This window comes from Natronococcus sp. CG52 (assembly GCF_023913515.1).
GTDB classification, from domain to species: Archaea; Halobacteriota; Halobacteria; order Halobacteriales; family Natrialbaceae; genus Natronococcus; species Natronococcus zhouii.
Window position 1 is genome coordinate 556188 of the sequence record NZ_CP099391.1, and the last position, 22202, is coordinate 578389.

19 protein-coding genes and 1 pseudogene are annotated in these 22202 nt (G+C 66.4%); 10 read left to right on the forward strand and 10 right to left on the reverse strand.

Annotated elements, in window-relative coordinates:
• Positions 1 to 195 precede the first annotated feature (195 nt).
• The 4 genes from NED97_RS02910 to NED97_RS02925 all read right to left on the reverse strand — a co-directional run bounded on the left by NED97_RS02910 (position 196) and on the right by NED97_RS02925 (position 2413).
• Positions 196 to 333 (reverse strand): hypothetical protein, encoded by a 138-nt coding sequence (locus tag NED97_RS02910; RefSeq protein WP_252489228.1) that lies wholly within the window; start codon positions 331 to 333, stop codon positions 196 to 198.
• 263 nt (positions 334 to 596) lie between these two features.
• Positions 597 to 854, reverse strand: coding sequence for a hypothetical protein (locus NED97_RS02915; RefSeq protein WP_252489229.1), 258 nt, complete (start codon positions 852 to 854; stop codon positions 597 to 599).
• Positions 855 to 895: 41 nt separating this feature from the next.
• On the reverse strand, positions 896 to 1108 hold the full coding sequence (locus NED97_RS02920) for a DUF7511 domain-containing protein (protein ID WP_252489230.1): 213 nt from the start codon (positions 1106 to 1108) through the stop codon (positions 896 to 898).
• A gap of 21 nt (positions 1109 to 1129) precedes the next feature.
• Complete coding sequence (locus tag NED97_RS02925; RefSeq protein WP_252489231.1) at positions 1130 to 2413, reverse strand: CobW family GTP-binding protein; 1284 nt, start codon at positions 2411 to 2413, stop codon at positions 1130 to 1132.
• A gap of 175 nt (positions 2414 to 2588) precedes the next feature.
• Here NED97_RS02925 and NED97_RS02930 point away from each other — a divergent pair, with 175 nt between their 5' ends.
• On the forward strand, positions 2589 to 4307 hold the full coding sequence (locus NED97_RS02930) for a nucleoside recognition domain-containing protein (protein ID WP_252489232.1): 1719 nt from the start codon (positions 2589 to 2591) through the stop codon (positions 4305 to 4307).
• A 16-nt stretch (positions 4308 to 4323) separates the two neighbouring features.
• Here the strand turns inward: NED97_RS02930 and NED97_RS02935 are convergent, their stop codons facing one another.
• Complete coding sequence (locus NED97_RS02935; RefSeq protein ID WP_252489233.1) at positions 4324 to 5658, reverse strand: metallophosphoesterase; 1335 nt, start codon at positions 5656 to 5658, stop codon at positions 4324 to 4326.
• A 219-nt stretch (positions 5659 to 5877) separates the two neighbouring features.
• Here NED97_RS02935 and NED97_RS02940 point away from each other — a divergent pair, with 219 nt between their 5' ends.
• Positions 5878 to 7077 (forward strand): FAD/NAD(P)-binding protein, encoded by a 1200-nt coding sequence (locus NED97_RS02940; protein ID WP_252489234.1) that lies wholly within the window; start codon positions 5878 to 5880, stop codon positions 7075 to 7077.
• Between the two features lie 11 nt (positions 7078 to 7088).
• Here NED97_RS02940 and NED97_RS02945 read toward each other — a convergent pair whose 3' ends face one another.
• Positions 7089 to 7850 (reverse strand): hypothetical protein, encoded by a 762-nt coding sequence (locus NED97_RS02945; RefSeq protein WP_252489235.1) that lies wholly within the window; start codon positions 7848 to 7850, stop codon positions 7089 to 7091.
• A 96-nt stretch (positions 7851 to 7946) separates the two neighbouring features.
• Positions 7947 to 8111: a hypothetical protein gene (locus tag NED97_RS02950; protein WP_252489236.1), complete on the reverse strand. Its 165-nt coding sequence runs from the start codon at positions 8109 to 8111 to the stop codon at positions 7947 to 7949.
• A 105-nt stretch (positions 8112 to 8216) separates the two neighbouring features.
• On the opposite strand from NED97_RS02950, the pseudogene NED97_RS02955 reads away from it, so the two are divergent.
• The 4 genes and pseudogenes from NED97_RS02955 to NED97_RS02970 form a co-directional block, all read left to right on the forward strand.
• Positions 8217 to 8399 (forward strand): annotated as a pseudogene (locus tag NED97_RS02955) (rhodanese-like domain-containing protein); the annotation flags it as partial.
• A gap of 87 nt (positions 8400 to 8486) precedes the next feature.
• Positions 8487 to 8738: a phosphoribosylformylglycinamidine synthase subunit PurS gene (gene purS, locus NED97_RS02960; protein ID WP_252489237.1), complete on the forward strand. Its 252-nt coding sequence runs from the start codon at positions 8487 to 8489 to the stop codon at positions 8736 to 8738.
• Positions 8739 to 8797: 59 nt separating this feature from the next.
• On the forward strand, positions 8798 to 9490 hold the full coding sequence (gene purQ, locus NED97_RS02965) for a phosphoribosylformylglycinamidine synthase I (RefSeq protein ID WP_252489238.1): 693 nt from the start codon (positions 8798 to 8800) through the stop codon (positions 9488 to 9490).
• A 149-nt stretch (positions 9491 to 9639) separates the two neighbouring features.
• Entirely contained in the window at positions 9640 to 12780 is a 3141-nt protein-coding gene (locus NED97_RS02970) for a PAS domain S-box protein (protein ID WP_252489239.1), read from the forward strand.
• A gap of 48 nt (positions 12781 to 12828) precedes the next feature.
• On the opposite strand, the gene NED97_RS02975 is transcribed toward NED97_RS02970, so the two are convergent.
• Positions 12829 to 13929, reverse strand: coding sequence for an archaeosine biosynthesis radical SAM protein RaSEA (locus NED97_RS02975; protein WP_252489240.1), 1101 nt, complete (start codon positions 13927 to 13929; stop codon positions 12829 to 12831).
• 150 nt (positions 13930 to 14079) lie between these two features.
• On the opposite strand from NED97_RS02975, the gene NED97_RS02980 reads away from it, so the two are divergent.
• A complete protein-coding gene (locus NED97_RS02980) occupies positions 14080 to 15984 on the forward strand; it encodes a rhomboid family intramembrane serine protease (protein WP_252489241.1) in 1905 nt (634 codons plus the stop codon).
• Between the two features lie 50 nt (positions 15985 to 16034).
• Here the strand turns inward: NED97_RS02980 and NED97_RS02985 are convergent, their stop codons facing one another.
• On the reverse strand, positions 16035 to 16223 hold the full coding sequence (locus NED97_RS02985; protein WP_252489242.1) for an HVO_0649 family zinc finger protein: 189 nt from the start codon (positions 16221 to 16223) through the stop codon (positions 16035 to 16037).
• Positions 16224 to 16329: 106 nt separating this feature from the next.
• On the opposite strand from NED97_RS02985, the gene NED97_RS02990 reads away from it, so the two are divergent.
• Both NED97_RS02990 and NED97_RS02995 read left to right on the forward strand, forming a co-directional pair.
• Complete coding sequence (locus tag NED97_RS02990; protein ID WP_252489243.1) at positions 16330 to 18186, forward strand: bacterio-opsin activator domain-containing protein; 1857 nt, start codon at positions 16330 to 16332, stop codon at positions 18184 to 18186.
• A gap of 122 nt (positions 18187 to 18308) precedes the next feature.
• Positions 18309 to 18503 carry a DUF1328 family protein gene (locus NED97_RS02995; RefSeq protein ID WP_252489244.1) on the forward strand — a complete coding sequence of 65 codons (195 nt, stop codon included), beginning with the start codon at positions 18309 to 18311 and terminating at the stop codon, positions 18501 to 18503.
• Positions 18504 to 19312: 809 nt separating this feature from the next.
• Here NED97_RS02995 and NED97_RS03000 read toward each other — a convergent pair.
• On the reverse strand, positions 19313 to 19870 hold the full coding sequence (locus tag NED97_RS03000; RefSeq protein WP_252490564.1) for a hypothetical protein: 558 nt from the start codon (positions 19868 to 19870) through the stop codon (positions 19313 to 19315).
• 180 nt (positions 19871 to 20050) lie between these two features.
• Between NED97_RS03000 and fdhF the strand changes: the two genes are divergently transcribed.
• A complete protein-coding gene (fdhF, locus tag NED97_RS03005; protein ID WP_252489245.1) occupies positions 20051 to 22198 on the forward strand; it encodes a formate dehydrogenase subunit alpha in 2148 nt (715 codons plus the stop codon).
• The last annotated feature ends 4 nt before the right edge of the window (positions 22199 to 22202 follow it).

Sequence of the window (22202 nt, forward strand, 5' to 3'; positions counted from 1 at the left end):
GATTTCGTTATTCGGTCGCGAGACTGAATCCGGGCTGGGTTCGATGTTACGTAGAGCGTGCGAACTGCTTACCGATCTGTTGTCGAGTCGGAACTCCGTAGAGAGCGTCTCCGTTCACCGACGCTACGGTGTCGAGTGAGCAGCGTCGAGTATGGGCTCCCTGTGCCTTCGTGCAGTGATTTCGGTGGTGCCGAATCAGCGGAACAGCATGCTGACGAATCGCTCGATGTACTCCGTAAACGAGACGGTTGGCGTTCCGGGCAGGTAAACCGGAAGATCGGACTGTTCGATCGGAACGTCGGTAATGGGGTCTCTGGGTTCTGTTTCTTCCATACGTCGGTTTCGAGCCAGATCTATTTACGTATTTGCAAGTATAATTTTGGCATTCAAAATCAATGATTGCCATTGAGAGAATAACGCACGGTGCTGGGGGTCACGGGATTCGAAGGGACTAACCGGGCTATAGCGTAGCAACTATCCGTCGATCGCTTGCCGACCGTCGGATCGGTTACCGATCGGTTCGGCTCCTCGTCGAGTCGTCGAGATCGGTCTCTCCGCGGCCCGCTTCCCCCGCCCAATCGGTAGAACCGTCGAGATCAGCACAGGTCGTCCGCTCGGCGTCGTAACGACGGATCGATCGTCGTGTTCTCGGCGAGGTCTTCGAGCGTCTCGGTGGCGTTGCACTCGCCCAGTCCCTCGAGCGCCTGCCGCCGGTACTCCCCGCGAAGACCGCTCATCTTGACGAGGAGCGCGAGATTCGTTCGCTCGTCGGCGTCGATCAGTCGGCCGATCGCTTCGCGCCGATGCGCGTGTGATACGTTCGATCTCGCTGCGGTCTGGAAGTGCGTGGACATGGGTTGGATTCGTCGTCTGTGGTGGTTGTCGGTCGATTCAATCACCGAGTATCTTCCCTGGAGACGAACGCGTCCCCCCGGGCTTTGATCCAGGTGTCTGCTACGGATTCGGCGTTGACGATCTCGTAGATCGTACAGCTGTCCGGCCCGCGCTCGTTTCGCTCGACGTACGCGTGGCAACACGGCGAGACGTCCCCGTCGGCCGGGTTGTCGGCGCCCGACTCCGGTTCGGTCTCCGTGTCGTGTCCGGTCACGGACGATCACTCCGCGGTCGTTCAGTCCGCAATGCCGATTTCCTCCCGGCCGGACTGGGACTCGTCGGCCTCGGGCGTCGATTCCTCGTCCTCCTCGAGTTCTTCGGGCGGCTCGAAGGTCGGGAACCGATCCTCGTACGCCGACCAATCGTCCTCGAGTTCGTCGTCGTCGAGCACGCAGTCCTCGAGGTCGGCCCGCAGCGACTCGTGGTCCATCTCGGTGCCGATCAGCACGAGCTGGACGCTGCGGTCGCCCCACCGCTCGTGCCAGGTGGATCCGAGCTCCGGATTCTCCTCGAGCCGTTCGCGTCGTTCCGGTTCCGGCAGCGCGTCGAGCCACTGGCCGCCCGGGGCGACGCGGATCGACTGGCCCGCGACGTTGAGCGTGATCGCCTCCTCGCCGCGACCGGCGAGCCAGAAGTGTCCCTTCGCACGGACGACGGCGTCGGGGAACTCGTCGAGCAGATCGGCGAACCGCTCCGGGTGGAACGGTCGCCGGGCCTCGAAGACGAACGAGGTGACGCCGTGTTCCTCCTCGGCGGACTCGTAGGGCTCCTGCAGTTCCCGGATCCAGCCCGCCGACCGGCTCGCCGCCTCGAAGTCGAACCGGTCCGCGTCGACGATTGCGTCGGGATCGACGCCGCCGTGTTCGGTCCGGACGATCTCCGCTCGCGGCTGTAAGACCCCGAGCGTCGACTCGATCTGTGCGAGGGTGTCCTCGTCGACGAGGTCGCACTTGTTGAGCAACAGGACGTCACAGAACTCGACCTGCTCGACGAGTAGGTCGCCGAGGTGTTTCTCGGTGCCGTCGTCGTCCAGAATCTTGTCCGAGCGCATCGCCTCGCGGAACTGGTGGGCGTCGACGACGGTCACGGTCGTGTCGAGGTGACAGTCCTCGAGCGGTTCGATACCGGTCTCCTCGTAGAACTCGGTCGGCTCGAGGTCGCCCTGGTCGAATCCGAGCGTCAGCGTCTGGGCGACCGGGAGCGGCTCCGCCACGCCCGTCGACTCGACGACGATCCCGTCGAACTCGCGCTCGCGAGCGAGGCGGTCGATCGCCTCGAGCAGGTCGCCGCGAAGCTCGCAGCAGATGCAGCCGCTCGAGAGTTCGATCAACTCCTCGTCCTCGTCGGCGATGTCCGACGATTCGGCGACGTGGTCGGCGTCGACGTTCACCTCGCCCATGTCGTTGACGAGGACGGCGAGCCGATCGTCGCTCTCACGCAGGACGCGGTTCAGAACGGTCGTTTTGCCGGCGCCGAGCGTTCCGGACAGTACCGTGACAGGGATCGAGCTATCGGGCATCTGATTACCAATACTATCTCGGATCTAATAGTAGTTATTATCTTAGACGATAATATTATTAACCCGGCGCGGCGAGTGCCGAGCCAGAGATGCACTACCCGCGTCGCGCCGCTATCGCGACAGCCCATCGGTTCGGTGCTGCAGCGTTGCCGACGACCGATCTCGTGGTGATCGAGTGAGCGACGATCGAGAGCGAGTCGTCCTGATCGGGAAGGAGAGCGTCGGCAAATCGGCGCTCGCCGCCGGACTCACACGCTCGGCGCCGGCCGACGAGAACGTCGGCGGCTCGACGGTCTCGAGCGAAATCTACCGCACCGGCGACCTCGAGCTGGTCGATACGCCGGGGATCACGCTCGAGGCGGACACCGAGACGACCCGCGAGGCGCTGTCGCAACTCGTGTCGATCGACCGGGTCGTCCTCGTCGTCCCGGCGACCGACCTCGACCGCGACCTCGCGGAGCTGTTACCGCTCGTCCAGGGACGGCCGGGCGCGGTCGTCGTCTCCCACTGGGATAAGGTCGACGACCGTCCCGAAGCGGAGGACGCGCTCGCGGACCTCGAGACTGACCTCGGCGTCCCGGTCGTTCCGGTCGACGCGCGGAGTCTGACCCGTGTAGCGGCGGACGGCGGCGAGCTTCCTGGCGAGAGTCCGGCAGGGGCGAGCGACCCGCGGGCCGTCCTCGACGCGATCCGATACGGCGGCAAGCTGCCGGGCGGGACCGCGACGCGGGTCGGCTGGGAGATCGAGCCGCCCGAGACGATCCTCGAGCGACCGTACCTCGGACCGATCGCGAGCGCGCTCGTGTTGCTCCTGCCCGCGGTCGTCGCCGTCTGGTTCGCCAACGCGGTCGCGAGCGAACTCGACCCGATCGTCGGCGAGGCGCTCGAGCCCGCGGCCGTCCGGGTCGAGACGGCGACGCTACCGACCTCGCTCGCGACTCCGCTCGGCTTCGAGAGCGTGCCGGATCCGCTGGTGGCCGTCCTCGTCAGCGACTACGGGCTGCTCGCGATGGGACCGTTCCTGTTCGTCTGGGCGCTGCCGACCATGTTCATCTTCGCGCTGTTTACGGGCGCGTACAAGGCGAGCGGGCTCGTGACGCGAGTAACGGCCGCGCTCCACCCCGTCATGCGTCGGATCGGCCTGACCGGACGGGATCTCGTCCGGGTCGTGATGGGATTCGGCTGTAACGTGCCCGCCGTGACGAGCACCCGGAGCTGTTCGGACTGTACCCGCTGTACCACCATCTCGGCGATCTCCTTCGGCGCGGCCTGCTCCTACCAGTTCCCGGCCACGCTCGCGGTCTTCGCCGCGGTGGGAATGAGCTGGCTCGTCGTCCCCTACCTCGTCGTGCTCGCCGCGACGACCCTGCTCTACGTCCGGCTGATCGCGCCGCCCGAGGCCCGTACGACCTCGCTCGCGGCCGATCGGCGGACCTTCCTCGAGTGGCCTCGTCCGCGCGCGATCTGGCGGGAAGCCCGGACGTCGCTCGCGAGTTTCGTCACGACGGCTCTGCCGGTCTTCGCCGGAATCTGCGTCGTCGCCGCGCTGCTCGACGACGCCGGCGCGCTCGAGCGACTCGGCGGAGCGCTCGCGCCCGCGATGGGCGCGTTCGGCCTTCCGGCGGAGGCTGCCCTGCCGGTCGTGCTCGCCTCGGTTCGCAAGGACGGGATCGCCCTGCTGGCGGCGGACTCGTCGGGTCTCGCGGCGCTCTCTCCCGTGCAGGTGCTCGTCGCGGTCTACCTCGCCGGCGTGCTCTTCCCCTGTCTGGTCACCGCGATCACGGTCGCACGCGAGGTCTCGGTCCGATTCGTCGCGAAACTGCTCGCCCGACAGGCCGCGGCGGCGATCGGCTTCGCACTCGTCGTTGCGTGGGTCGGGAGGCTGCTGTTCTAAGATCGCTCGAGGCCGCTCACTCGAGCGCGTCGGGGGTCGGTTCGGACGCTTCGCTCGTGACGACCGCCCGGCCGGGCAGTTCGGGGTTGGGCTCTCGACCCAGGGTGAGGAGCCGCTCGGTCAGAGTGAGTTCTTCCGCGGTCGGACTCGGTTTCTCGATTTCCTCGTACTCGACTATCACGCCGTCGGCGTCGGCCGCGATGCGGACGACGCAGAGCTGGTACGACGGGTAGAAGACCGTCGGGAGGCGTCCGGCGACGACGTCCCGGCGGTGGAGGCGCTTCAGCCAGGTTCCCGTGTTGACGAGCAGCCTGTCGTCGACCTCGAGCATCTTCGGTCGGTGCGTGTGCCCGTAACAGAAGACCGCCGTCTCCGGACGGTCGGCGAAGACCTCGCGGGCGGCTTCCACGTACGGCTGTTCCGGATCGACCGTGAGGTCGGTCTCGACGACTCCGAATCGGTCGACCGTCTTCCTGGCGTCCCTGGCGAAGAGAAACAGCGGAGCCGCGACGAGCAACAGCAGTCCGGCGACCGCCGCGTTGATCACGAGGAGCAGGTGAACGGCCGCGCCGGCCAGACCGAACTGATCGAGGAACGCGTCGGCCGTCTCGACGGGCATCGTCCAGACCCCGGCCAGATCGAGCCCCGCGAGAACCGCGAGGACGACGCTCACGTTGAACAGGAGCAGGAACGGAACCGTGGCGTACCGCAGGAGGGGGTTCATTTCGCGGTAGAAGTACTTCGACACGAGCCAGTTCGGCATCCGTTCGGTGGGCGTCACCGCCTGAACGTCCTTCAACCAGTTGTACCGCCCCCGATCGGAGAGCTGTCCGGCTCGACTCGTCACGTGCGTGTTGTAGAAGTACCCCATCGGCGTCGCGTGCGGGTTGCCGAAGTCTTCGATCCGGTTGTTGGGATCCTGCTGGTGCCCGTGTTCGAAGTGAATCGTTCGATCGCCGACCGGCCGGGTGATCGACTTCGCCTGGATCAGGTCGACGTTGTACTCGGCGAGGCGCTCGACGTACTCGTCGTAGGCGGCGAGTTCGTGGTCGTGGTTTCCCGGGAGCAGCGTGATCGGAACGGAGTCGCCGGTCGCACGAAACTGTTCGAACAGCGTCGGATACCGCTCGATCAGTTCGTCGAACTTCTCCAACCCCTCGAGCTCGGTGAACTCCCAGAGCCCGAACGCGTCGCCGTTGATGATCAGCTCCGCGTCCTCGTCGCTCGCCTCCAGCCGCTCGAGGAACCCGAGCAACTCCTCGAGAAAGTCGACGCGCTCGAGTTGCTCGTCGCCGCCGATGTGGAGATCGCTGATCACGTAGTAGACCGGACCGTCGGCGTCGTCGCTCATCGGGTCAGATATCCGGGGCCACGACTAAAGCTATTCCTGGCAGCTGTCGTGAGCGTTCGCCCGCGCTCCCGATCGAGTCCGGCTCTCGAGCGCTCCGCGGAGGGGGGAACGCTCGACGGCCGGTGCTCGCCGCACCAGTGCATGCTAACACCGTCGTCCATAGTACGATTAGTTATTAAAACAATAGAGTAAAGTAACAACACCCCGTACCGCGGCTGCATGCTCGAGTGCGTCATCGTCGGCGGCGGTATCCACGGTACCTACCTCGTCCAGCGACTCCTCGAGGACACCGACCTCGAGCGCGAGGACGTCCGAATCGTCGATCCGAACGAACGGCTGCTGGCCTCGTTCCGTCGCAAAGCGCAGGCCTGCGAGATGGACGCGATGCGGTCGACGTTCGTCCACCACGTCGGCACCGAACCGTTCGGGCTCGAGAGTTTCGCCGAGGCGTGCGGTCGCGAGGACGAACTCCTGCCGACGCCGGGCTACCCGCGGCGGCCGTCGTTATCGCTCTTCCTCGACTACGCGGAGTACGTGATCGACGGTCGCGAACTGGAGGTGCTGCACCGGCGGACGGCGGTCGAATCGATCGACGACCGCGCGGAGGGAGCGGACGGAATAGTCGTCGAGACGGCCGACGGACCGATCCGGACCCGGTCCTGCGTGCTGGCGATCGGCCACGGTGGTCGCTACCGAACGCCCGACTGGGCAGACGGAATCGACGCGGTCACCCACGTCTGGGACGGGTTCGATCCCGACGCGAGCGCCGACGAAACGGTCGTCGTCGGCGGCGGCGTCACCGCCGCCCAGCTGGCGACCTGCCTCGCCGATCGGGAGTCCGTGACCCTGCTCTCGAGACGCGAACTCGAGGAGGCGGCCATCGAAGCCGATCCCCGCTGGATCAACTGGAATCACGTCGAGCGCCACCTCCACCGCCACCCGCCGGGCGCTCGAGCGCGCGTCGAAACCGTTCGCGAGGCGCGCAACGACGCCACGATTCCGCCGACGCTGTTCGATCGTCTCGAGGACGGCGGGCTGACGGTCCGCACCGACGAGGTTCGATCGGCTCGCGCCGTCGGCGACCGCGTGCGTCTCTTGCTGGCCGACGACGGCTGTCTCTCCGCGGATCGCGTCGCGCTCGCGACCGGCTTCGATCCGGTCTTCGAGCATCCGTTCGTCGACCGCGTCGCGGACGAACTCGGCCTCGAGCGAGGCTATCAGGGGATGCCGGTACTCGACGACGAGACGCTGGCGTGGCGTCGGACCGACGGCGGCCGCTCGCCGGTGTTCGTCACCGGCGCGCTGGCGGCCGGGACCGTCGGCCCCTTCGCAGGGAACGTCGCCGGCGCACGGCGGGCCGCCGATCGGATAGTGGGGTCGATCGCCGCCCTCGAGGCGCCGCCGCTGCCGGCCGACTGACGACGCAACCCTTACTCGGCCGGCTCGTCCCCGCCGGTCGGTTCGTCGACGCTGGCCTTCCGGCGCAGCCACTCGAGGCCAAGCGCGCCGCCGACGATCCCCGCGCCGGTCGTGAAGCCTGGAACGTCGTCGCCCGCGTCATCTTCGTCGTCGGTCGTCTCGTCGCCGTCTCCGTCTATCTCGTCTTCGCCACCGTTCGCGTCCGGATCGTCGTCTCCGTCGTCTGCAGCGTCCCCATCGTCTTCGCCGACTCCGCTCCCATCGTCCTCGTTGTCTGAGTCGTCGTCCTCGTCGACTGGGTCATCGTTGGCCGAGTCGTCATCGTCGGCCGAGCCATCGCCGTCCGGTTCGGCGTCGTCGGCGTCGGACGCGCGCAGCGCGACGAGTGCTTCGACGGTCTCGAGGTAGAGCGTGTTCTCGTCGGCGGCGATCGGTCGACCGCCGGCGTCGGGGAGTTCTTCGTCGAAGTCGAGGATCCACCGGTCGCTGCCGTCGGCGATGTTGAACGCGACGAGCGACCGCTCCGGATAGTCGGATTCGACGTGCTCCGGCGGCGTCGCGAAGTGACCGGCGGTCAGCGCGTCGCCGACGACGATCGGCGACCGCCACGCGTTGTGGTCGCTCTCGACGGTCCACCGGTTCCCGCCGTCGAAAACGGTGAGTTCGCCGTTGATATCCCAGTAGGTGGTGACGAAGGCCGTTTCCGTGCTGGCCCGTCTGTTCCGCTCGTAGTATAAGCCGTCGCCGGTTTCGGGGTCGAACGTGTATTTCACCCTCTCCGCCGCCGAGGTTCACGTTCACGGACGAGCCACTCGCCATGATCGGTTCGGTGACGGGACCGCCCGCGTGCGGGGCGTGAACGCGACCACTCACACGCGGTTGCCGGTTTCCGCGTCGACCGCGCCGAACCCGCTGGATAACTCGGTCGTGCACTCCTCCCCGTCGCGCTCGTCGGTGAACGTCGCGCCCTCGAGCGCGGCGTAGACGGTCCCGTTCGCGACGGCGACCGTCTCCTGACGGAACGGCGTCTGCACCCGCTCGTCGGACTCGTAGTGGACAGAGTCGGCCCGGACGTCGACCGTCTCCGCGCTCCACCGGGTCGAGCCGTCCGCGGGCTCGAGCGCGTGGAGCGCGCCGTCGACGACGAGACGGTCGTCACGGTCTGTAAGGCGGGAATCGTCGCTCGAAGGGCGACGTCGGTGGTCGAAAAGGAGGGCTACGACGCCGCGACGCTCGCCGGCGGAATGCGCGGCTGGAACGGCTATCGGAACGGGTCGATCGGCTACCGCCTGCGGTCGGCGCTCGGCCGCCTGCTTCCCTGACGAGCCCGACTCGCGAAGATATCCACGAACGTGGATTACGGACGAAAGGCGAAAGCGTTTTTGAGCACGGATACGGGGTATCGAGTAATGACGGCCTACACCGTGACGGTGACCGTTCGACTCAAACGCGGCGTCCTGGATCCCGAGGCGGAGACGACGAAACAGGCGCTCGAGCGCCTGGATTTCGAACTCGAGGCGCTGCGCTCGGCCGACCGCTTCGAGATCGATCTCGACGCCGCGTCCGCCGACGCCGCCGGCGAGCGCGCGAGCGAGATGGCGGAGCGACTGCTCGCGAACCCGACCATCCACGACTACGACGTGGAGGTCGACGAGCGGTAGATGACTGTTTCAATCACGACGACCGAGACCGTCGGTCGCAACACCGCGGGGTGGCGACTGTGACGGTCTCGATCGTCAGATTCGGCGGCTCGAACTGCGACCGCGACGCCGCACGCGCCCTCGAGCATCTCGACATCGGCGCCGAGATCGTCTGGCACGAGGACGGCCTGCCGGCGGAGACGACCGGGATCGTGCTACCCGGCGGGTTCTCCTACGGCGACTACCTGCGCGCCGGCGCGATGGCCGCTCGCTCGCCCGTCATGGCCGAGGTTCGCGAGGCCGCCGCCGACGGCGTGCCGGTACTGGGCGTCTGCAACGGCGCCCAGATCGGCTGCGAGACGGGACTCACCGAGGGCGCGTTCACGACTAACGAGAGCGCCCGGTTCCAGTGCGAACGCGCCTTCCTCCGGGTCGAGCGTGCCGACACGCCCTGGACGGCCGCCTACGACGAGGGCGAGGTCATCGAGGTTCCGATCGCCCACGGTGAGGGCCGCTACGAGATCGACGACGACCGACTGACCGCACTCGAGGAGGAGAACCGCGTCCTCTTCCGCTACTGCGACGAATCCGGCGAGACGGGGGCAGACGTGAATCCGAACGGCTCCAAACACAACGTCGCGGGCGTACTCGGCGACAGAGAGACGGTCGCAGTGTTGATGCCTCACCCCGAACGCGCGACGCTACCCGACGTCGGACCGACCGACGGCCAGGGTATCCTCCGGGGCTTCGATTCGGTCGCCGATCGCGCCTAGATACAGCCGGTACCTTTATTTTCCAACCACTTCGATTCTTTGCAGAAACCAGGCGCATACGACACCCGTGTCGTCGCCTCGGAAGAAAGTCGCCAGTCGGTTAGCGTGTGCTGGCCGACACGAACCGGTTTCCACCAGAGCACCGAGTCATGAGTAGAGAAACTCGCGTCGTCTACGTCGATTCCGACGGATCTGCGGCAGTCGAGCGAGCTCTCGCAGTCGGCGCCTCTGTCGACGCCGTCGAGACGGCTGCCGACTGTCTCCGACGGCTCTCGAGTGCGGACTGCGTCGTGCTGACGGATGGTGTTCCCGACGCGACCTGCGTCGATCTCTGCTTGCAGATTCGGGACCGTCGATCCGACGTTCCGATCGTCGTCTTCCCGTCGACCGGAAGCGAGGCGCTCGCCGGGGAAGTGATCGCCGCCGGCGCCGACGGCTACGTTCCGCGCTCGCAGGGCATCGGGACGCTCTCGAGACGCGTCTCCGGACTGCTTTCCGTCGACGATTCGACGCGCGAAACGGACGGTTCGATCCAGGCGACCCCCTCGAAACAACTCGAGTTGCTCGTCGAACAGTCGCCGCTCGCGATCATCGAGTGGAACCTCGAGTTCGAGGCGATCAGCTGGAACCCGGCGGCGACGGAGCTGTTCGGCTATACGCGACGGGAAGCGCTCGGCCGTTCGGCCCTCGACCTGATCGTCGCCGACTCGGAACGCTCGGACGCGGCCAGCCACTGGCAGAACCTCGTCGATACCGGATCCGGGCGGGGGCCGTCACGGAACGTCAGCCGCAACGTTCGCAAGGACGGCTCCGTAATCACGTGCGAGTGGTTCAACACGCCGCTGGTCGACGACAGCGGTGCGATCGTCAGCGTGCTCTCGTTCGGACAGGACGTCACCGACGAACTCGAGCGTGCGAACGCACTCGAAGCGCTCCAGGAGACGACACACGACCTCATGCGAGCCGCGTCGGTCGACGAAATCGCCGAGATCGTCATCGACGCCGCCGAAACCGTGATCGACCGCTCGCTGGGCGGAATCCGGTTCTACGACGACGACGCTGCACACCTCGAGATCGCCGGAACGACGACCCAACTCGCACACGCCACCGGAGAGATTCCGGCAATCGGTCCCGGCGACGGAATCCTCTGGGACGCCTACGAGCGCCAGGAACCGATCGTCGTCGACGACACCTCGACGGAACTGGTCCCGTACGAGATCGATCGGCCCGTCGAGAGTGCGGTCTTCCACCCGCTCGGAGAACACGGGCTGCTGTCGGTCGCCTCGACGGGACGGCACGAACTCGACATCGCCGACGTTCATCTCGTCACCGTGCTCGCCACGACGACGGAAGCGGCGCTCGACCGGGCGGCGCGCGAACGCGAACTCGAGCGAGCGAAGACGATCCTCGAGACCGTCGGCGACGGGATCTACGTTCTGGACTGCGACGGCCGGTTCGTCACGGTCAACGACACCATGGCGGAGATGACCGGGTACGACCGCGACGAACTCGTCGGAAAACACGTCTCGACGATCCTCACCGAAGGGAGCCTCGAGCGAGGCCGGAGACGGGTTCGGGATCTCGTTTCGGCCGACGACAGCTCCGTTGCGACGACCGAGGTGACGATCGTCACTCGGACGGACGAGCGGATTTCGGGTGAGGCCAACACGACGCTGTTGTCCGCGGACGACGAACTCGAGGGGGCCGTCGGAATCGTCCGCGACATCAGCGACCGCAAGCGCATGGAGCGCGAACTCGTCGACCGGCGAGCGAAAATCGAGAGTCTCCACGAGATCGCTTCGCTGCTCGACGACTGCGAGCAGCCCGCGGAGATCTACGATCTCACGGTGATCGCGGCGGAAGACGTTCTCAACTTCGACGTCTGCGTCGTCGATCGCGCGTTCGGTGACTACCTCGAAAAAGCGGCGCTCTCTTCGCACATCGACGACGCGGACTACGTCGAACGATTTCACGTCACGGAAGGAATCGCCGGAAAGACTTACCGAAACCAGCAAACGTACCGGATCGACGGGGACGAATCGTCCGAGACGGGAATCAACGAGACCGACACCTACGAGTCGCTCCTCAGCGTCCCGATCGGCGAGCACGGTGTCTTTCAGGCGGCGTCCACGAAAGGTGACGCGTTCGATCGCGACGACGTAGAACTGACCGAGTTACTGCTCTCTCACGTCACCGATCGACTCGACCAGCTAGCGTCGCAGGCGGAACTCAGGGACGAACGCGACCGCTTCGTCGCGCTGTTCGAGAACGTTCCGGACGCGGTCGTCAGCATCCGCTACCGCGGCGACGAACCGATCGTCGAAGCGGTCAACGCCGCGTTCGAGCGCGTCTTCGGCTACGACGAATCCGAACTCGTCGGCGAACCGCTGGACGACTATCTCGTTCCGCCCGATAGAACCGCCGAGGGGACGGCGATCAACCGGCGAGTTCACGAGGGAGAGATCATCGAAGCCGAAGTCAAGCGTCAGACTGCCGACGGCCTTCGCGATTTCATGCTACGGGTCGTCCCGATCGAGTTCGGGTCGGCTACGAGTCGCACGTTCGGACTCTACACCGACATCACCGAACAGAAACAGCGCCAGAAGCGCGTCGAGATTCTCAACCGCGTGCTGCGCCACGACCTGCGTAACGGAATGAATATCGTCGACGGCTGTGCCGAGATGCTCGGCGAAACCGTCAACGACGAGCACGCCGAATACGCGACAACGATCCAGGACCGGGCGGCCGATCTCATCGATCTCGCGGAGAAGACGCGCGCCGTCGAACACACCCTCGAACGAATGTCCCGCGGAACGGGGCCGATCGACGTCTCCGCGGTGGTCGAGCGAACGGTGGCTCGGCTCGAGCGCGAGTATCCGGGTGCCGAAATCGAGCGCGCCGTCCCGGACGACGTCTTCGCACGCGCCGACGAGTACATCGAGATGGCGTTCTCGGAACTGCTCGAGAACGCGGTCGAACACCACGACAGGCCGACGCCGACGCTCGAGGTGACGCTTCGCGATCGGGTGGACGAGGGAGTGGTCGTCCTGTCGGTCGCCGACGACGGACCCGGCGTCCCCGGAGAGGAGCGTGAACTGCTCGAAGAGGAGCGGGAGATCACCCAGCTTCGACACGCCAGCGGTCTCGGCCTCTGGCTGGTCAACTGGGTCGTCACGCAGTCGGGAGGGCAGCTTTCGTTCGCGGACAACGACCCTCGCGGTACCGTGATCACGCTCGAAGTGCCGCGAGCCGAGGCGGATTCCGGGGCAGTCGGCTCCGAATCCGGCTGATCGATCGCGCGGGCAACTGCGCCCGCTCGAGAACTCTTTTCCGTCGTGTTACCGCGTTAGCGGCTGATTGAAGCCGCGTTCGCGCTCCATGACGGTCTCCCAAGTCAGTTCGCACTCGCAGGAGACCTCCTCGAAGACCGACGGATCCTGCCGGAGGTCGAAGTCCTTGATCGCCTTCTGGACGAGGTCGTCACACTCCTGGCAGTTGTGCGGTCCGCGGTCGGAGCCGTGACCGACCGGGTCCGAGACGACGATGGCGTCGATATCTGCGGTTTCCTCGAGCACGCGGGCGACCGACCAGAGCCACGGCGGTCGGTAGCCGTCGTTGAAGTAGAGTTCGTCGACCATCGTGTAGCGCTGGACGTTACAGGGGTTCATCGAGACGGTGTGACAGCCCTCGACGTCGGCACAGCGCTCGATCGAGGAGATCATGTCTTCGACGGCCTCGGACTCGGTGAGGAAGGGCGGCTTCATCAGGAGGTAGGCCTTGATCCCCGCCTCGGCGTCGCTGCCGGCGTCTTCGTCCGCGACCGCGGCCTCCGCGCAGGCGTCCTCGAAGTCCGCGAAGTCGAAGTACTTGTTCACGCAGTCGTGGCGCACGCGGTCGGTCGCCGTCTCGAGACCGATCGCGACGTCCGTGTCGACGCCGTACCGGGTGAAGTCGCCGATCTTCTCGCGGTCGACGAAGTCGGGGAGCGACTCGACGACCATCCGCTCGCGGTCGCCGAACGTTTCGGCGATGGCCCGGCGGGTCTCGGCGCCGACCTCCCGCTCGTCGAGGAACGAACCCGACGTGTAGATCTTGATGAGTTCGGCCGGCTCGTCCCCGTTCTCCTCCTCGTGTTCGAGACAGACGTCGATCTGATCCATCAGCGCCTCGTGGGAGACGGAGCCGCCGTCGACGCTCTCGGCGACGTAGCCGCACATCGTACAGCCGCCGGCGCGGGCCCACCGGCAGCCGCCGGTGTTCAGGATGATCGTCAGGCTTCGCTTGACGCCGGTCGGCGTGTTGTCCTCGTCGAGCCAGACGCGGGTGGGCTCGTGGGGGTCGTAGCTCGCCTCCTTGCGCGAGCGGATCTCCCGCATCACTTGGTTGTGGGCGTCCATCCCCTTGCCCTGCTCGTAGACCTCCGGCGTCGGTTGACTCATTAGGAGTGCAAAGCGGTCCAGTGCCTAAATCGCCTTCGTCTGTCGCGGCGGCCGTCGTCCCGGTCGTCTCGGTCGCTCCGGAGCGGCTCGAGCCGTCGCGCTCGAAAGAATACCGAATAGTTACGACACCAGTCTCGTAACGGGTTCACAATGCCTGTCACACCGACCCAGGTCGTTCTCGTACTGACGGTCGTCGCCGCGCTCGGCTTCGTGTGGCAGTGCGGGGAGCGCGACCGCTGGCGCTCGCTCGTCGGGGACAGGTTCCTCTACGGCGTCCCGTGGGGGACGATGGTCACCGTCGGTATCGTCGTCGCGTTCTACCTGCTGGCCCAGGGCGGCCTCCGCCACTGGGGGGAGCCGCTCACGTACCCGTTCATCACGTGGTCGTACTTCTACCCGACCGGATGGCTCACGGCCGGCATCGCGCACGGCTCCCCCGAACATCTCGTGGCGAACACGGTCGGCACCCTCGCGTTCGCTCCGATCGCGGAGTACGCGTGGAGTCACTACCCCGACCCGTCCCGGAACGCGGGTCGCGCTCGGGGGCAGCCGGCGCCCGACGGCTGGCTGACCCGCCCCTGGATCCGGGCGATCGTCGTGTTTCCGGCCGCGCTGCTCGGCGCCGCGTATCTCACGGCGTTCTTCTCGCTGGGACCGGGGCTCGGGTTCTCCGGAGCCGTCTTCGCCATCGCCGGATTCGCCCTCGTCACGCATCCGGTCGCGACCGTCGTCGCGCTCGTCGCCTCCAGCGCCCTGCGGCTCCTGTACGAGGCCCTGAGCCAGCCGGTCGTCCGCGAGGCGGTTCAGACGGGGCCGCCGACGCCGCCGGGGTGGGCCTCGATCGGGTTCCAGGCCCACCTTTTGGGCTTTCTGATCGGTGCGCTCGCCGGAATCGCGCTGCTGGGACGCAGGAGACGGCGACCGACCGCGGAGCGAGTGTTCTTCGCGACCCTCCTCCTCGGATTCGCGCAGGCGCTCTGGCTCCTCGTCTGGCCCGCCGGCGACGACGTGTTCGTGCTCTACCGGGGTGCCGGCGTCGTGCTCGTCGTCCTGCTGGCGATGGTTGTCACGGTCGCCGTCGCGGGCGGCGATCGCCCGCTCCCCCGACCGCTCTCGGCTCTGCCTCGAGTTCCGACGCGGCGCCAGCTCGCCGCCGTGTGGATTCTCGTGGTCTCGCTCGGCTTCGCGGCGGGTTTCGCGGGCGTCCTACTGAGCGACCAACCGCTGTTCCTGCCGCTCGGGACGCTGCTCCTGTTCTCGGCGCTGCTCGCCCTTCCGGCGCTCCCGCCGTTCGTTCCCGATCGGTGGCTCTCGAGTCCGGTGTCGCGTCGACAGACTGCGATCGTCTGTCTCGCCGTGCTAACGGTACTGGTCGCCGTTCCGAGCGTTCCGTTCGGCCTAACGGTGGTCGACGACGACACCGTCCCGGGGTCCGGCGAGGTCGAGGCCGGGGACTACGCCGTCACCTACGAGCGGAACGCGACGTTCGACCAGCGCACGGTCGTGGACGTTGGCGACGAGAACGAGACCCTCGGAACTCCGCAGGACGGGGTGCTCGTCGTCAGCGACGACCGCGAACTCTCGACGGTCGCCGTCCGCACCGACCTGCTCGAGTACGAGGGCGAGGAAACGGTCCACGTCGGCGGGTTCGGCTGGCGGGAGACCGTCCACGTCGAACGGACCGGCTGGGAGGTGACCGGGAACGAAACGGCGTACGCCGTCGACCTCGAGGTCGACGGCGAGCGGACCCGATCGTTCACCTCCGAACCGGTGCGGGTCCACGCGTCGGTCGACGGGCAGGCGATTCACGTCGTTCCAGCCGACGACGCGTTCCTGCTTCGCGTCACCGAGGACGGGGACGACGTCGGCGAGACGGCGATTCCGGAGCCCAACGAAACCGCGACGGTCGGCGACCTGCAGTTCTCGACGGCGGACGTCGACGGAGCCGAGCGCGTGGTCCTCGAAACGGACGACACCGAGATCCAGATTGCCGAGCGAGAGGTCTACGAGCGCGGGGAAGACGAACCGGAACTGTACGAGCGGGAGGAGGAGTGACCGGCCCGCCGGAGGTCGGGTGACTGCGCTCTGTCGATGTTCGAGTCGTCCTACAGCCGGAGTTCTCTGGTCTCGACGGCGTCACACGACGGACAGACGAACTGGTACCGGACTCGACTCCCGGTCGTCGTAACTCGCCACCCGCCGTCGTCGTCGAAGTAGCCGCACTGCGGGCACCTGAGTTCCGAATCGTCGAACTTCGCCCGGAGTCGTTCGAACGGCGATCGGTACATTGACATACGGTAGCATACGACGTGAGGAATCATAACGTTCAGTATCGGATGGCTGATAGATGCTCGGTCACGCCCACCATGGTTCTTAGGGAGTCCCGTCGTACGGAACGGTATGGATACTACTGGGGGGACGCACGATTCGGGGGGCGTCTCGTCGCCGACGGCCGCACTCGAGTACGTCGTCGATCCCGTACTGGCCGTTACAGACGAAACCGTCGCGTACGCGAACGAGGCTGCACGAGACGCATTCGACGTCTCGGAGGACGACTCCCACGACGCGGCGACGCTGCTCGCACCGCACTGGGACGCGCTCGAGGAGGCGATCACGGAGACGACGGTCGGCACTGCTCGGCACGTCTCGCTCGAGCACGACGTGTACGACGCGCGCGTCCACCGGGGGGAAGAGGGCGCGACGATCACGTTCGAACGAACGAGCGAGGGCGACGCGCCGACGAGCGATCTCGCCGTCAAAGAGCGCGCGATCAACGAGGCGCCGGTCGGGATCACGATCTCCGATCCGGACCGCGAGGACAATCCGCTGGTGTACATCAACGACGCCTACCAGGAGATCACCGGCTACAGCTACGACGAGGTCGTCGGCCGGAACTGCCGATTCCTTCAGGGGCCCGACTCCGATCCCGAAGCGATCACGGAGATGCGAGAGGCCATCAACGCCGAACGACCGGTCACCGTCGAACTCCTGAACTACCGCGAGGACGGGTCCGAGTTCTGGAACGAGGTGACGATCGCTCCCGTTCCCGACGAAGCGGGCACGGTCACCAACTACGTCGGTTTCCAGAACGACGTGACGGCGCGCAAGGAGGCCGAACGCGAACTCGAGCGCCGAACGACGGAGCTCGAGTACATCCTGGATCGCGTCGAGGGGCTGATCCAGGACGTGACGGACGTCGTCGCGGGATCGACCTCCCGGTCGGAACTCGAGGCCGCGGTCTGCGAGCGGATCGCCGCGGAGTCGGCCTACGACGGGGCCTGGATCGGCGAACGGGATCCCGCGACCGAAGCGATCGAGGTGCGCTCGAGCGCCGGCGTCTCGCCCGAGGCGCTTGCGGTGGACGGTACCCATCCGGCGGCCGAGTCGCTCGCGAGCGGCGACGTCGCCGCGGCCGGCGACGGGGAGACGACGCACGCGGCGTTTCCGCTGACTTACAACGGGATCGAGTACGGCGTCCTAACGGCCTGTACGGACCGCGATCGACCTATCGCCGACCGCGAGTCGGTGATCCTCTCCGCGCTCGCGCGCGCCGTCGCCAGCGGCGTCAACGCCCGCGAGACCAGCCGCACCCTCGAGACGGACGCCGTCGTCGCCGTCGAACTCGAGCTCACCGACGCGTCGGTCGCGTCGGTCGCGCTTTCGGCCGCGACCGACAGTCTCCTCGAGTACCGCCGGTCGGTCCACGGTACCGACGACGGAACGGTGTCGCTGTTTACCGTCACGGGCGCGACCGGCGACGAACTCCGAACGGCTGCAGCCGATCTCCCCGCCGTCGGCCTCACCGTCCTCGTCGAACGTGACGAGGGGTGTCTGATCGAACTGATGGACGAAAACGACCCCGTCGCCTGGCTCTCGGGTCGCGGTGCCCGGACGCAGACGATCGAGAGCGAAGGTGGCAGCGCCCGTCTCACGGTCGAGATCCCGCGCTCGGCGAACGTCCGCTCGGTGGTCGAGGCGGTCGAAGACCGCTACGCGGGAACCGACGTCGTCTCGTTCCAACAGCGCGACGCCGACGGCGAGACCCGCGAGGAGTTCGCCGCCCGACTCGAGGCGTCGCTCACCGACCGACAGTTCGTCGCGTTACAGCGGGCCTACCTCGCGGGCTACTTCGAGTGGCCGCGCCCGACGACCGGCGAGGAACTCGCCCGGACGATGAACGTCTCGCGGCCGACGTTCCACGAGCACCTCCGAACCGCCGAGGCGAAACTGTGCGCCGCGTTCTTCGGCGACGACTGAACGTACTCCCTCCTCGAGAACCGTCCAGGACGTTCGTAACCGTCGTGTAGCCCGCGCTTAGCGGTTCGAACTGGTCCGGACGGTCGCCGAGATTTATATGACACGACGTGGGAGTCCGACGTATGCTCGAACTCGCAACCGCGATTCCGCTCCAGATCGGTGGCGGCGGCTTCCTGTACTGGGCAGTGATCTTCTTCATCCTCGCGATCGTCGCCGCCGCCGTCGGCGCCCGCGGCGTCGCCGGCGTCTCGATGGAGATCGCGCGCATCTTCGTGCTGATCTTCATCGTTCTCGCGGTGATCGCGCTCCTCCTGTAGGCTCCCGGCTCTCGAACGTCGGGAGCGAGCGAGCCCGAACCGTGGCGGTCTCGAGGCCGATCACGGCGGTTCGCGTAGCAGCTGGCTCCGGTCGAGGGCGGTCCGGATCTCTCGCTGTTGTCACACCCCAGCCGTGCGCTCGCACGGCGTCGCTCTCACCGAACGCCGACGCCGCCTGCTCGAACGTCTGCTCGACGCGCTCGGCCCTCTCGCCGCTCGTCGCGGCGATCCGCTCGGTCGCCGGACCGGGCAAGCGAGGTCGCGGACTGAATTTCGGTTGTCAGTATAGAACTCGTCGTAAACTCGACCCCGTAGTACACTGTCGGACAGAAGTAAGTGAGACGTCGGTCGCGAAATTCCGGCCGTCACCGCTGGGGTGACGCCCGAGTTCGAGCGACCGATCTTCGAATAGTCCTGTCCGACAGTACAACAACTGAAACGGTTTACACGCTGACCGCACTGTCCGCGGTTCTCGCTTGCTTCGCTCGCTCCGAACCGCACAGCCGTCGCGCGATCGGATGTACACTGACTTTCAGTGGCTACTATAGTCGGCGCTTACCGGAAGCGGGCTCGGCGAACCGGTTCGATCCCGAACGCGATACTCATCCATTAGTAATCCACTATCGATTCAATTTGGCACTTCCCGATTCGAATTTAGAAAGGGATTCTAGTTCGCGAGGCCTTCGATGATAGTTACCTATACACACGGTAGGGTTCCGTGTGTAGAGGTTTCGTGTCTCAGCTTCGAGATCGAATTCACCGAGCGGCGGAGCGGATCGGATCTCTCGGTCAAGTGATCGGCGCCGCCCTCAGTCCGTCCACAGTCGCCAGAGTGCGCGGTACAACGTCCACGCGTCGCACTCGAGGCGATCCGCCACCGACCGGCAGGTCTCGAGGTAGGTCTCGTACGCCTCGACGGAGGGTGGAGCCGGGTAGGGGTCGGCGAGCAGTCCGTGGTCTGCCAGCACCGTCCACTCGCGCTCGCCGACCACGATACACGCGTCGGGATCGGCGAACAGCAGGAAGGCGGACGCGACGGGAACGTCGACGCCCTCGAGCGAGAGCAGCCGATCGATCCGATCGGCCGGGTCCACCGCCGCGGCGACCCCGACGAGGGCGTTCCGAACGTCGTCGAACTCGTTTTGGCCGAACCGGTCCTCACGCTCGCGTCGGTCGACGTTCGGTACCGCGCCGAGAGACCGTCGGTAGTGCCACTGCACGACCCACTCGGCGTCTCGCCAGCCGAACTCCCCCGCCGCGAAGGCATCGGGAAGGGTCTCGATCGCCTCCCGTTCGACGGGGAACAGCGGCTCCTGCGCTCGGTACTCGTCGGCTTTCGCTTTCACGAGCGACCGGGAGAGCGCCATCGTGTAGAACTTTGGCACACGGGATCGTGAGCGTTTCCCCGATCCACAGCGACAGCTCTCCGCTGCGGGGTGCACGAGTCGTCGCCCATCCGTGTGGGGTGCTAGAAAGACTCATGCACGTGGACGAAGACCGTACACGTGTCAACCGAAGTGCGGTCCGATACCTAGTCAATCAGAACAATGTCCAGTGAGAACCGAGACGCGGTCAAGACGATCTGTCCGTACTGTGGGGTCGGCTGCGGAATACAGATCCAGCAGGGAGAGGAACCTGGCGACGTTCAGTTCATGCCGTGGGGCGATGCGCCGGTCAACGAGGGACGGATCTGTATCAAGGGCGGCGCGGCGACGGAAGTGGTCGATCACGAGGACCGACTCACCGACCCGCTAATCGAGGAGGACGGCGAGTTCCGCGAGGCGACCTGGGAGGAGGCCTACGACTACGTCGTTTCCGAACTCGAGCGGGTCCGCGAGGAGCACGGTCCCGACGCGGCGGGATTTTTCGGCTCGTCGAAGACGATGAACGAGGAGAACTACCTCCTCCAGAAACTGGCTCGCCGCTACGGCACCAACAACGTCGACAACTGCACGCGGATGTGCCACGCCTCGACGGTCTGGGCGCTGCGGACGAGCCTAGGCGCGGGCGCGATGACCAACAGCATGCGCGACCTCCGCGAGGAGGCCGACGTCTTCTGGATCCAGGGGGCCAATCCCGGCGAGCAACACCCTATCGCCAACAGCCAGTACTTCCGCCAGGCCGTCCTCGAGGGCGCGACCGTCATCCAGGTCGACCCCCACGCGAACAAGACGACGCGGTCGTTCCAGATCGACGATACCGACCGGCACATGCACCTCCAGCTGAACCCGGGGACCGACATCCCGCTGCTGAATATCGTCCTGAAGATCATCCTCGAGAACCACGAGAAGAACCCCGACGAGGGCTGGATCGACGAGGAGTTCATCGCCGAGCGCACGGAGGGGTTCGACCACCTGAAAGAAACCCTCGAGGAGTTCGACGAGGAGGCCGCGGCCGAGGAGTGTGGCGTTCCCCTCGAGGAGATCGAACTGGCCGCCGAGAAGTACGCGACGGCAGACAACGCGGCTATCTTCACCGGGATGGGGATGAGCCAGCACGCCTGCGGCGTCGACAACGTCCAGAACGAGATCAACCTCGCGCTGATCACGGGTAACATCGGACGTCCCGGCACCGGGGTCAACCCGCTGCGCGGCCAGAACAACGTCCAGGGAACCTGCGACGTCGGCGCGATGCCGAACGTGCTGCCGGGCTACCACCTCGTCGACGACGACGAAGCCCGCGAGGCCGTCGAAGCGGAGTGGGGCTTCGAGGTGCCCGACGAGCCCGGCCTCACCAACGTCGAACTCTCCCACGAGTTCGGCGACTCCGTCCACGGCCTGTATGTCATGGGCGAGAACCCCGTGATGAGCGAACCCGACGCCAACCGCGTCGCCGAGCGCATCCAGGAACTCGAGTTCATGGTGGTCCAGGACATCTTCATGACCGAGACGGCGAAATACGCCGACGTGATCCTGCCGGCGACGACCTGGGCCGAACGCGACGGCACCGTCACCAACACGGATCGACGCGTTCAGCGGATGCGCGGCGTCGACAAAGTCCACGAGAACACGAAACACGACCTCGAGATCCTCTCGGAGGTCGGCAGCCGGCTGTTCGACGACGGCGAGGAGCTGTTCGACTTCGACGACCCCGAGGAGGTGTTCGAGGAACTCCGGCAGGTGTGTCCGATCTACCACGGGATGACCTACGACCTGCTGGGCGAGGAGGGCCTCCACTGGCCGTGCTACGAACCCGGCGACGAGGGCGACCCCTACCTCTACGAGGAGGAGTTCGACACCGAGAGCGGGCTGGGTCACGTCGAAGGCGTCCGCCACACGCCGCCGGCGGAGACCCCCGACGACGAGTACCCCCTGATCCTGACGACCGCTCGCCTCGAAGAGCACTACAACACCGGGACGATGAGTCGCCGGTCGCCGACGCTCAACCGGCAGACCCCGGAGAACTTCGTCGACGTCCATCCGTCGGACGCCGAGCGGTACGGGATCGAGGACGGCGACGAGGTCGTCCTCAAGTCCCGCCGCGGCGAGATCACCGTCGAGGCACAGGTCACCGAGGATATCAAGGAGGGCGTCGTCTGGACGACGCCTCACTTCGCGGCCGCCTCCGCGAACAGGCTCACCAACGACGTGCTCGACGAACGGGCGAAGATCCCCGAGTACAAGGCTGCGGCCGCGGAGATCGCGATCGGCGTCGAACCCGCCGGAGACGCGGACACCCCCGCGGCGGACGACTGACCGC